12 protein-coding genes and 1 other RNA gene are annotated in these 12,011 nt (G+C 37.2%); 2 read left to right on the forward strand and 11 right to left on the reverse strand.

Annotated features, from left to right (window positions below; translation table 11 throughout):
• Positions 1-348 precede the first annotated feature (348 nt).
• Positions 349-513: a 3'-5' exonuclease gene (locus SNE38_RS01285; protein WP_191705517.1), complete on the forward strand. Its 165-nt coding sequence runs from the start codon at positions 349-351 to the stop codon at positions 511-513.
• A 467-nt stretch (positions 514-980) separates the two neighbouring features.
• Here SNE38_RS01285 and SNE38_RS01290 read toward each other — a convergent pair whose 3' ends face one another.
• The 3 genes from SNE38_RS01290 to ssrA form a co-directional block, all read right to left on the reverse strand.
• Positions 981-1,925 carry a DUF3307 domain-containing protein gene (locus SNE38_RS01290; RefSeq protein ID WP_191705518.1) on the reverse strand — a complete coding sequence of 315 codons (945 nt, stop codon included), beginning with the start codon at positions 1,923-1,925 and terminating at the stop codon, positions 981-983.
• Positions 1,919-2,692: a hypothetical protein gene (locus tag SNE38_RS01295; protein WP_191705519.1), complete on the reverse strand. Its 774-nt coding sequence runs from the start codon at positions 2,690-2,692 to the stop codon at positions 1,919-1,921. Before SNE38_RS01295 ends, SNE38_RS01290 begins: the two co-directional genes overlap by 7 nt.
• Before the next feature lie 359 nt (positions 2,693-3,051).
• Positions 3,052-3,408: a transfer-messenger RNA gene (ssrA, locus tag SNE38_RS01300) on the reverse strand.
• Between the two features lie 63 nt (positions 3,409-3,471).
• Here ssrA and SNE38_RS01305 point away from each other — a divergent pair.
• Complete coding sequence (locus SNE38_RS01305; RefSeq protein ID WP_336045715.1) at positions 3,472-3,630, forward strand: hypothetical protein; 159 nt, start codon at positions 3,472-3,474, stop codon at positions 3,628-3,630.
• 25 nt (positions 3,631-3,655) lie between these two features.
• On the opposite strand, the gene SNE38_RS01310 is transcribed toward SNE38_RS01305, so the two are convergent.
• The 8 genes from SNE38_RS01310 to SNE38_RS01345 form a co-directional block, all read right to left on the reverse strand.
• Positions 3,656-3,910 carry a hypothetical protein gene (locus SNE38_RS01310; protein ID WP_336045716.1) on the reverse strand — a complete coding sequence of 85 codons (255 nt, stop codon included), beginning with the start codon at positions 3,908-3,910 and terminating at the stop codon, positions 3,656-3,658.
• A gap of 271 nt (positions 3,911-4,181) precedes the next feature.
• Entirely contained in the window at positions 4,182-4,646 is a 465-nt protein-coding gene (smpB, locus tag SNE38_RS01315) for an SsrA-binding protein SmpB (RefSeq protein WP_336045717.1), read from the reverse strand.
• Positions 4,647-4,717: 71 nt separating this feature from the next.
• Positions 4,718-7,120, reverse strand: a complete 2,403-nt coding sequence (gene rnr / locus SNE38_RS01320) for a ribonuclease R (RefSeq protein ID WP_336045718.1) — start codon at positions 7,118-7,120, stop codon at positions 4,718-4,720.
• A 245-nt stretch (positions 7,121-7,365) separates the two neighbouring features.
• The gene (locus tag SNE38_RS01325; protein WP_336045719.1) at positions 7,366-8,112 is read right to left on the reverse strand and encodes an alpha/beta hydrolase; all 747 of its coding nucleotides are present in this window, start codon (positions 8,110-8,112) and stop codon (positions 7,366-7,368) included.
• Between the two features lie 181 nt (positions 8,113-8,293).
• Positions 8,294-8,959, reverse strand: coding sequence for a hypothetical protein (locus SNE38_RS01330; RefSeq protein WP_336045720.1), 666 nt, complete (start codon positions 8,957-8,959; stop codon positions 8,294-8,296).
• Positions 8,960-8,986: 27 nt separating this feature from the next.
• Positions 8,987-9,601 carry a signal peptidase I SipW gene (gene sipW / locus SNE38_RS01335; RefSeq protein WP_336045721.1) on the reverse strand — a complete coding sequence of 205 codons (615 nt, stop codon included), beginning with the start codon at positions 9,599-9,601 and terminating at the stop codon, positions 8,987-8,989.
• Between the two features lie 44 nt (positions 9,602-9,645).
• Entirely contained in the window at positions 9,646-10,506 is an 861-nt protein-coding gene (locus SNE38_RS01340) for a hypothetical protein (RefSeq protein WP_336045722.1), read from the reverse strand.
• A 264-nt stretch (positions 10,507-10,770) separates the two neighbouring features.
• Positions 10,771-11,379, reverse strand: a complete 609-nt coding sequence (locus SNE38_RS01345) for a CalY family protein (RefSeq protein WP_191704346.1) — start codon at positions 11,377-11,379, stop codon at positions 10,771-10,773.
• Positions 11,380-12,011: the final 632 nt, after the last annotated feature.

Raw genomic sequence — 12,011 nt, forward strand, 5'->3', positions numbered from 1 at the left:
AAGTAATATGTGAATGAAATATCTCAGTCTTAAATGAATTAATAGTCCAAAACATAGATTAACTATATAATATCCTTCACCATAATCAATTAATTAATCGATTATTTTTTATTTTTACAAAAAATCGATACAAGTGCTTATTCCCGATAGTAGAGACTTTATAGCGCAAATTTAGGAGTGTCATACCATTTACAACCTGCACAAGAATGGGGTAAGTGAAGAATGCATTATTATTAAATAATGTTGGTAATTAATTTCTATCAATTACAAAATTAATGCAAATTTTTATATAAATTTATAATAGTTAACTTGAATAATTTACCATATAATTAAATAGAAAATACATGAATGGAGGAATTTTATTTCACATCGTTTCATACCGCAAAAGGGCTAGAATTTGATTACGTATTTATTGCCGATTTAGTAGACCCTTCACAAGCCGAAAAACTTGGCAATGAATTTGATTGGAATGTTGAACGACGTCTACTTTATGTAGCAATAACACGTGCGTAAGCATCTTTGAGTTTATTCACTTTCGATGAAAATGCAAAACTCATTACTGAATTTGATTCTAATCTATTTGAAAAATCTATATCTAATTTTGAAATGTATACTTGTTATTTTACATGTGAATAACAGCTAAGATACATACGTATAACTGCACATGGACATTTCTCACGTAAGGGTCAGCTATATTCAACAGTTTACGAACTTTATGAATGAGTCAGATGAACCTCATGAATTAGAAGAATAAATATATAAGAGTTGCTCTAGAGCAACTCTGCTATTTCTAAATTATTTAAAACTTCTATATCATCAATTATTTTTTCGATATGTCCTATTATCCTAGATGAATGCCCTTCACCATGTTGCGTATACGAAGTGAAAACTTGTGGTATTCTGGTGAATATCTCGAATATTACTTTTTTAAATAAAAAGCTAGGTTTAGAAAATTAATTCCAAACCTAACTTTCATAAATTCAACTCCAAATATATTTCATTAAATATCCAGCAATTACACCAAATATAACACTTAACATGGTCCCAATTAAATAGTATTCTGCAAAGCTTTTATCATCGAATTGTTTAAACCTTGTTAAAGCTTTCATAGCAACTAAGAAACCTATTCCACCCAAATTATTACTTAAACAGAATATTAAGATTAAATTCCGTTCTAAAATTCCTATCCACATTCCTGCTTTTGGTGGAGAATCCTTTATCATAATTATCTTTTTATTCAACTTTACATCTTCATTTTGGAGCATTTTATAAGCATTAATTTCATCATCAATATCATTAAAATTAAGACTTTGATAACTTAGATTTAGATTAGTTGATTTAAAATTACCCTCTAATACTGTTTCAACCACCTTATTGGATGGTTTGAATTCTTTAAGGATTAAACCTATTAGATATCCCCAAAAATATGTATTAATTAATACTATTATCATTGAGCAGATTATTTGAGCTGTGAGACTCAAATCTAGATTATTTTTAGACTCAATAGCAACAAAAATCTGTCTCAAATTTATCGAACCATCCATTAGTAACAACTTAACTACTATATATATTGTTACGAGATGAATTATTTGGTCTGTGATATATAATAGAGCCATTTTCAGATTTTTTATATAGCTATTAATATTATTTACATCAGTGTTTACTCTTTCATTTAACATTTCTTTTATAAGATCTGTTATGAAATGTATTAAACATATAAGAATAATTGTTATCAATAATAAGAAATCATATTGTATTAAACTTAAGTATAACGATATTCCAATTAAGACTAAATAAGTGAATAAATGAATAGTAATATGCTTAATCACTACCCCAATATCCTTTGATTTATTTTTTACCATATTTGCAGTTTGAAAGGGAAAATCTGCTATAAAATGCCCCAAAATGAGTATTAAAGTTACCATTTATTCCTCCTTAGATTAGACTGCTTTAATTTCTCTCGAATAGATTTTTCTAGTTCAGTGTAGCTAAAACTATTGATTAATACTATATCCGTATCTTTATTATCTAATTCGCAATGTAATTGTCTTTCTATATATTCAATTGATTTATATAAGGCATTAGCTGTCTCTAATATAATTTCAACATTCCCACCTATATAATGTTCTGAAATTGTTGATGTTGATTTATTAATTACTAAAGCTACTTCTTTTTGTGAATGATATAAACTGTACAAACCGAGAATTTCCCTTTGTCTAGGTGTTTGTTGTAATATAATTAAACTTTGCAAATCTAAAAATGCATTGATTAAGCCCCTATCTTGTTTTGAAAAATAGCTAAAAGGATTAAATTCCATTATTTTTTTTCGATTTTTATTATTTTTAATTATGTTATTAGCATCTTTGGCATCTTTCACTAGCACATCGCTCCATGTATCTATATCCAATTCATTAAATTTTCTATCAATAAAACCACAAGAAATACCAAAGTAAGGCATATTCTTAGTGTAACTCCAATTATAAACAATATAATTAGCTATTAAAAAAGCACCTACAAACCCTTCTACTAAGCAAATTATTTCATCACCCTGACGATGTTTGACCAATAAAGGTGTTTTCGAATTTATCTTTCTTAAAGTATCTTGCCATTCGGTCAAATAAGCCTCTAAGTCACCTGGGAATCCCGTAGAATTTGTTACATCTAATATAAATAATGAAACAGGTTTTTTCATTTTAGCACCTACCTTTTAATATCTCTTAAAAAATTATACCACTAATCCGGCGAAATAACCGGATTATACATAAATCCGGTGAAATAACCGGATTCCATCTTAATCCGGATAGATAACCGGATTTATCAAATGGAGGAAAAGGCTTATATTTAACTATGTAAACAAATTTTAAATAGAAACTGAATAGATTTTTCCTGAAATTAAATTACAGTGAATAACATTATATGATTTAGACAAAACAAAAAACCCTTGATTCACAAGGGTTTTGACATTCATTGAAACTCAATGAAATATAAAAAGTGCCAAAACCCTTAATAATAAAGGATTTTGACACTCATTGAATTCCTATAAAATTCATTCTATGGAGACGGTGGGAGTCGAACCCACGTCCAGAAGCTCCAATACGCCGGCTTCTACGCGTGTAGTTTGTCTATTTGCAATTCGCGAATTCTTATGCCGACAGACAGGCGTCCGAATCGCTAACCTGGAAATCTCTTACCGTTGACTCAGGTGGTGCCAACGATCGTATCCCACTTAAGTTGAACCCAGCGTAGTCTACATGGGCGATAGACAGGCTGAGTGCTACGCAGTATTAAGCTGCGAAAGCGAAGTTTTGTTGTTTGCCAGTTATTATATAACTTCCGTTGTTGACGAAGACGAGACCTCCGACGCGCGACCAGAGCTTGAACCACCCCTGTCGAATCCGTAACGTCCCCGAGTAGTAGTAAACCCGAGTTAAGTTTCGGCATGAGCGAAATGCTCATTAAAACGTGTACCGTATGAGTAGATACACACTGGCTAGTACAGTAAATTATATGACAAAACGTGCGAGCTTGCAAGTAAATCCGCTTCGATTACACCTTGCCAATATTTGCTTCGCTCTCCATTGCAAAGCTACGATTCCGTCATCGCTTCATTTTCATCAAGCACATTTATGATTGTCCTGTTCTTTCCACGAACGAATCAACTAAACTGGCTTTGCAACTTTACACGGTCGATTCCATTATTCACGAGCGATTTCTCAGCTCTGTATAAACGGATGGCTGAAATATATTCACTTAAAGGCATTCCTACTTGTTCTTCAAAAACTTCCTCGTATTCTGGACATTTTATCGCAACCAGTTCTTCTACCATTGCCATGCATTTAGGATTTTCACTATGTTTTTCAACTAACAAAACAATTCTATCTATGATTTCTGCATTGCGTATTCTTATCACCTGTTATATCCCCCTATTATCCTAATACCTTTCCTATTTACAACCTGTTCTATCTAAAATATTGTCAATTTAATGTCCATTTTTAATTATTACCCACAAGTAAAATTTTCAAAACCACTTTTTCCACACAAAAAAAGATATGTTAAAAGATTTTAAAACCTTTAACATACCTTTTAAAAAATCTTATACAAGCGACCTCAGCAAAAACCGGGCTGCCCCTATTCAATTTACTTATTAGGTAGTTATTCTTACTAAAATAAAAAAATTCTGCTTACTGCTGGCGATCCTTGAAAGCACGCTCCATATCGCGTTTTGCTTCCTTCTTCTTCATATCATGACGCTTATCGTAATCCTTCTTACCTTTCGCAAGACCGATTAGCAGCTTCGCATAGCCGTCCTTAATATACATTTTAAGCGGCACGATTGTATAGCCGTCACGTTTTACTGCACCGACTAACTCACTAATTTGCTTTTTATGTAAGAGCAGCTTGCGTTCACGTAGTGGGTCATGGTTGAAGCGATTGCCTTGATCGAACGGAGAAATATGCATATTTTTAACCCATGCTTCGCCGCCCATCACACTAATATAAGCTTCCTTCAGCTGGACGCGGGCACCTCGTACAGATTTAATCTCCGTACCTGTCAGTACCATCCCTGCTTCAATCGTTTCTTCTATGAAGTAATCATGGCTTGCTTTTTTGTTTTGAGCTAAAACCTTACCTGCGCCTTTTGCCATCGTTAAACACCTCTATTATCAACATAAGGGGATGCTATGATGCCGAAGTTGCACCATAGCTTCACGCCTTACTATTTCTTTTTACTTTTTTTCTTTTTCCCTTTAGCGATGCCCTCGAAAAACTTCGGCTTATCGCCTTCTTTGCGGCGACCCCGTGGATCACGGTCAGACGTGCCTCCTGAACGTTTTGCCTTCTCAGGACGTGCCTTGCTTCCGCCACGTGCTTTGCGGTCACGTTTTTCGCCTGTACGCTCAGCATCCTTGCCACGGCCTTCTCTGCGACCTGCATGGATAACTTTAGATGTTGGGCGACGAGCTGGACGTGGACTGCTCACCATGTCAACAATTTCAAAATCAACAGAAGATTCCTCAATCACGACATTCGCCACACGGATCTTCACTTCATCCCCAATACGGAATTGGCGACCCGTACGCTCACCGATCATTGACATTTGACGGTCATCAAAGCGGTAATAATCGTCGGTCATATTCGAAATATGCACAAGTCCTTCTACTGTATTTTCAAGCTCCACGAAAATACCGAAGTTCGTAATCGATGATACAATCCCTTCGAACTCTTCACCGATTTTGTCAGACATGAACTGTGCCTTTTTCAATGCATCTGTATCACGCTCTGCCTCTACTGCACGACGCTCACGGCTTGACGTATGTTCCGCAATTTCATCCATTACAGCACTCCACTGCACAACTGTTTCCTTCGACGTATCACCATTTACTAAATACGTACGAATTAAACGATGGACGATTAAATCTGGATAACGTCGGATCGGTGATGTGAAATGCGTATAAAACTCTGTCGATAAGCCGAAGTGACCTAAAGACTCCGCATAATACTTCGCCTGCTGCATCGAACGTAATAACATCGTTGAAATAACCGGCTCCTCTGGTAAGCCTTCAATCGATTTAATGACTTCCTGTAACGCTTTTGGATGTACCGAGTTACCTGTACCTTTAATCATAATACCAAAATTTGTCACAAACTCAAAGAAACGTTGTAATTTTTCTGGTTTTGGATCTTCATGAATACGGTAAATGAACGGCAGCTCCATCCAGTGGAAATGCTCGGCAATTGTTTCGTTCGCCGCAAGCATGAATTCCTCGATTAGACGCTCTGCAACTGTACGCTCGCGTAATACGATGTCAGTCGGCCAGCCATCTTCATCAACTAATACTTTTGATTCCTTAAAGTCAAAGTCAATTGCACCGCGCCCCATACGTTTACTTCTAAGAATTTGCGCTAAGTCCGCCATATCTCTAAACATCGGCACTAATTTTTCATAGCGCTCCATTAGCTCAGGATTTTCATCCGGATTTTCTAAAATATTATAAACGTCCGTATACGTCATACGCTCCGTCGTGTTAATGACACTTTGGAAAATCTCATGCTTTACAACATGACCTGCTCCATCAATCGTCATTTCACAAGATAATGTTAAACGGTCAACCTGTGGATTCAATGAACAAATCCCATTTGACAAACGGTGTGGAATCATCGGAATTACGCGGTCTGTTAAATAAACAGAAGTCGCCCGTTCATAAGCTTCCTCATCTAGTACTGAACCCTGTGTGACATAGTAGCTAACATCGGCAATATGAACACCTAATTTATACGTACCATCATCATTTTTGACAACTGTTACGGCATCATCCAAGTCTTTTGCGTCTGCACCGTCAATCGTTACGATAACTTCATTACGTAGGTCACGACGACCGACTAAATCCTGCTCCGTAATTTCCTCCGGTACATCGATTGCTGCCTGGACAACCTCTTCAGGGAACTCTGGCGGAATATCATATTTATAAAGGATCGATAAAATGTCCACACCTGGATCATTTTTATGACCTAAAATTTTCGTAACCATTCCTGTCGCTGATTTAGCTGCATCTGGCCAATGTGTCACTTCTACGACTACTTTATGTCCATCAACCGCGCCCAATGAATCTTCCTTCGCGATGAAAATATCCATATTTAGCTTTTTATCATCTGTAATAACAAAACCAAAGCCACGATTTGCTTGGTACGTACCTACAAATGAAGTTTTACTGCGTTCAACAATTTTAACAACCGTACCTTCACGGCGGTCACCTGATTGTTCCTTTAATACACGGACCAATACAGTATCCTCATTTAACGCCCCGTTTACTTCATGTGCCGGGATGAAAATATCGTCCATGCCCTGTTCTTCTGGTGCAACGAAGCCAAAGCCCTTTGCATTCCCGATAAAGCGGCCGCGCAGTAAGTTCATGCGCTCCGGTAAACCATAACGATTCGAACGGGAGCGGACAATTAGTCCCTGTGCTTCCATTTTTACGAGTGTTTTTACTAATTCACGGAAATCATCCGCTTCTACCAATTCAAGCATATCTTCAATTTCCGAAACGGTCATTGGTTTGTAGCCATCGTCCTTCATCATATCGAGGACGCGCTGTTGTAATTCATTTTGTTGTGTCATGTATTATTTCCCTCCTTTGAACAGAAAATAAAGTTCAAGTTTACCTATAAAAAGTTTATAAAGGTCTTTCCTTAATAACCGTTGATTTTCGTTACGGTTACGCTTTCCGCGGGCACGGCCTGAGCCTGTAGTCTCAGGCGTCGTGCTGTTCCCGCTGGAGTCGAACCTCCACTACAATCAACTATTGTACGGTTTAACATACGTTTCTTCTTTATAAATAAATTGAACAAAATTATTTCACATCATTAGACTGTCCAATCTAACGAATTTAAAAACGTGAGAACTTCTTCATGAAGCTTGTCTTTTTCTTTATCGAGTGTAATGACATGTCCTGATTCTTCATACCAGCTGATTGTTTTGTCGATGGATTCGACGGTATCAAAGATGATATTGGCGGAATCGGGGTTGATGACTTGGTCGTTCGTCGATTGGATTACTAAAATCGGCGCATACAAATGGTCAATCGATTGTCGTACATCGTAGATAAGCTGCTGCAGGTCAGGTAATGAAGCCATGCCCTGCTCTTTAATTGCTTCAATCTCTAATTCAATTTCCTGTTCACTTTTACCTTGTTTTTTTTTGTATTGTTTTGCATAGTCAAGTACGCCTTCAAACATAATGTCTGTCGTGCGCATCGTCATCGGTGAGCACATTGTGACTACACCTTTCACCGGATGACTTGTCGCAAGCTTTAACGAAAACACGCCACCGAGCGATAGTCCTGCAACGGCGATTTCCTCATAGCCTGCTTCCTTTAATGTAGTATACCCACTTTTTACGTCTTCCCACCATTCATCGGGATTGGAGACGATTAACTCTTCCGGTGGTACACCATGGCCTTTATAATGCGGTGCAAGCGATGTATAGCCTTGCTTTTCCAAAAAGCGGCCAAGCATCCTCACATCTGCTGAACTTCCTGTAAATCCATGTAATAATAATACCGCCCTTTTACCTGCCTGAAAGAAGAACGGTGAAGACATAGCTGTTTTCATGCTCATGGCTCCTGTCTTATTCAAGATATGAAAAATACGATCCGTACACACCTACGAATCGATCATTTTGATGAATAACTTTCCATTTCTTCTATTATACTGTGTTTTGCCCCGTACTAAAAGAAAAAGCCCAACCTTGCAATAAATGCGAGGTTAGGCGTTTAATAAAATCTGTATAAGATTATTGAACAAATCTTAGCCTTCTGTAATAAATAATGATGATTAAGACAATCCCGGCTACTCCAAGAGCACCACCAATTAACATGAAATTAACTAAATTTGTTGTGCTGTCAGGTAAACGTGGACCTCCTGACATAGGACTTCCTGAGCTATCTATCTTCCCTACCATCACTTCCTGAACAGTCTCTGTCTCACTGTCATTTCCTTCTGCTGTAAAAATGAAATCGAATGAGGCATGAAGTCCTTGGAATTCATTACCCAAGTGCTCTGGAAAACGAATAGTTACATCCAAATTTTCCTCGTTGCCCGTTGCCAGTTTTCTTATAGGCAACGATTTAAAGTCAGCTAATTTGTCTTGATACAATTCTTCGTCTGCAGCTTTTATTTCGAGTAGCAGTTCATTAAACAGCATTTCATCTCCACTATTTTGTATCTGCATGAGATAGTCAAAGTCTTTACTTCCAATGTTTTTGACTGTAATTGTCCTAGGCGCCCAATCACCAGGCTTCATATTCGTAATATCAAATAAGGTTTCCTCTGGTGAAAGGCTGATATTTATTTCATTATTTTCCGCAGTGCTTTCATCTGCAAACGCACTTGTTACGGAAAATAATGACATACAACCTAGCAGCAAAAGCAGCGGTAAAATTTGAAACAGTTTTTTCATATAATCCTCCATATCCGTGCAATCGATTCAAGATGTGCTTTTCCCACTATCCTCTACAATTACTTCCCCTTGTTTTCTCTGAGGGATTTCAATTAAAGCTAGTGCTTTCCAAAGTGTAAATGCTGAGTATAAAAGCAATAGGATGCCTGGTATAATCAATAAAAATGCACCGTTTTTCGATGAAGCAAAGTTATTAAAATACCCAACGTACGGCAATGTGAAGCCTGTGTATTGTGCCACCACATTTTCAGCCATTACTGGATTCATATCCTCTGACTGGTTGTTATCACCCTTTGTCCGGTAAAGAACAGAATCCCCATTTGAAACCACTTCTGTAATGCGGTGAGTAACTAAAAAACCTTCTGCTTCCTGGTACGTGATAACATCCCCTGCCTTATAGCTCGTTTTATCCTCTGCAGTTTTGACAGCGATAATAGAGCCTGTTTGAATCCCTGGTTCCATCGATCCCGAAAGAACGGTTTTTAATTGATACCCGAAAAATTGAGGCTCTCCGCCCGACACTTTTGAAATAACTACGATGAAAGCGACGCTAATGAGAAGCGTCATTAAAATACCTGTAACAATATTATTGATCCATTTCATAATTTTGCTATTCTTTGATTTATTTCTTATACTTCTCATTCGTACCACCCTTTGTTATTAATATTTTCTTTCAAAACGAAGATTTATGGCTGCAGTAGTGGCGAACCCTCGCTAGCTTCTTTAGTAGTTTCAGGGCTGCTAACAGGTTGAGTTGGACCTTCATTGTTCGATTTCTGTCCCATGTTCTCCTTGCTCTCACCTGAACCTTCTTTAGTTCCGGAATCTTTCTTCGCTTCTTTTTCCACAGGAGTTAATTCCTTTTGGTTTGGGGCTTCTGCCTTTTCTTTGTCACTAGCTGGAGCTTCTGCCTCTTCTGAAGCTTTTTCTTTTTCATTTACTGGAGCTTCTACATCTTCTGTAGCCTTTTCTTTCTCAGCTTCCTTTTCATCCTTCTCCAGATCTTTCTTGTCAGCTTCTTTGTCACTAGCTGGTGCTTCTACATCTTCTGGTGCTTTATCTTTTTCTTTATCTTTTTCTTCATCTTTCTTTACAGCTTCATCTTTATCTTCTTTTTTACAATCGACTTTGTCATTCGATACAGGGACCACTTCTGTTACAGGCTCTGAAACAGATCCTTCCGATACCGGTACTTGCAATACTGGTGCATCTGTTTTCTTACATGCTAAATCACTTGAATTACCTGCATCTATAGCTCCAAGTCCAGGAGCACCCACCACGATTACACAGTCCATTTCATTCTCTGAACTTGTTATAGCAACCGTTGCTGTTTCTTCCTGGGAAGTAGTTGCTGTTTGTTCAGTATTTATTGTTTGTTCAGTATTTGCTGTTTGCTCAGTGCTAGGCTCGGATTCCTCACCCGGCACCTTCTCAACCAAGTCTTCCTGCCCACAGGCTGAAGCTACTGGCACTTCCCATATACCTGCCGTGATGGTATCGGTAATGACAGACTGACTGCTGAGATAGGCGGATGTATCGGATGACAAATAATTGACTCCAAAAATAGCTAAATATCCAATAAGGGTTATTTTTAAATATAGAATCAGATTGTACTTCTTTTTCTTATATCTGCCTCGAGGTCTGGGGTTCAATCCAATACCGCCTTTCTAATTTCGTTAATTGGAGTTTCCTTAAATATATTCCTCAAAACACAAAAGCAATTTATACGCTGAGAAATATATATAAGGAAGAGTTCCGACAGATTTTACATAAAATAAGGGAGGAGAAGGGCTCTCCTCCCTAAAGAAATATTATTTTGCTACGCCCTTACCTTGTTTTGCCTCAAACTTCCAAGTTAATTGTAAAGAATCGCCTTGGAATTCATTTTGATCTGCGTTATTTTCTACAAATTCAAATTGAACCCCTAGAGTATCAGAATCTCCTGCTTTCAATCCACCACGTTCTTCAAAATATGGAATAAAGATTTTATTAGCAACAGCATCTGGTGTCATTCCCTTTAATTCTGCAAGAGTAGTATTGTAAATTACATTGTCTAACCAAATGCCACTAGCATTTTTATCTGGGTTCCACATGAAATTAACACGAATATGTTGCCCAAAATCTTCCACATTATCGCCATTTGCATCTGTTACCACATAATCTGTATCAAGCAACACTTTTGCAATGTCAAGTGAACCGTCATTTTTTAATGTAAATGATCTATTCATCCAGTCTCCAGGCTTAATATTATCTACATTGATAATTTCCGTAGGGTTAAGCGCTAAATCCAATGTACCTGCCTTGAATGTATTTGTGCTTGTTTCTGTATCACTGAAATATGCATAAGTTCCCCCGCCGATCATACTTACAGCTAGTGCTCCCGTTGCGATTCCCATTGCTAGTTTCTTTTTGATACTCATTTTAAATTCCTCCAAATAGTTTTTTAGTTTTTTTTTGCTCTTCCCTGGATCGTATAGAAAGTCATCTTTCTCGACGTTGGGTACGAGTTTCCTACACTTTGATAAAACATTATTTGATACCTTGCGCCAAATTCATAGTAAGGCAATTAAAAGCTAATGTCCTCCCCCTTTGCACTTCACTTTTCGACTATGAATGTGGAACTAGATTTAGTATAGACCGCCCCATAAATTTCCTCTCACCTCTAATGGGTGATTTTTAGCACTTTGGCATTCTACTTTCGAACTTACCCAACGGTATACTTTAGTGTTATCCGATATACTACTAATTGGTTAAACAGCATCTATAAATACTGATGTACCACCGTTTTATCTTTGTCCCATGAATACATCGGCTTCGATTTTTTCCCACATTGTTAATCATTGGAATTAAAATTGGTAAATACGACTATAATCAATTGACTTATTTTGATTTCCACTTTACATTAATAAGAAGTATTTTGTTTTTACCTCCCCTATGGTTATTAGCTTCCAGAGGCGACCCTCACAATTCCTTTTGTTCTATTCTTAAATAAGATGCCTATTACTTATTTAGTGACGTGTTGCATTTAAACTATATAATCGTATTTAGAAAA

The organism is Solibacillus ferritrahens (assembly GCF_037027585.1).
In the GTDB taxonomy this organism is placed as follows: Bacteria; Bacillota; Bacilli; order Bacillales_A; family Planococcaceae; genus Solibacillus; species Solibacillus ferritrahens.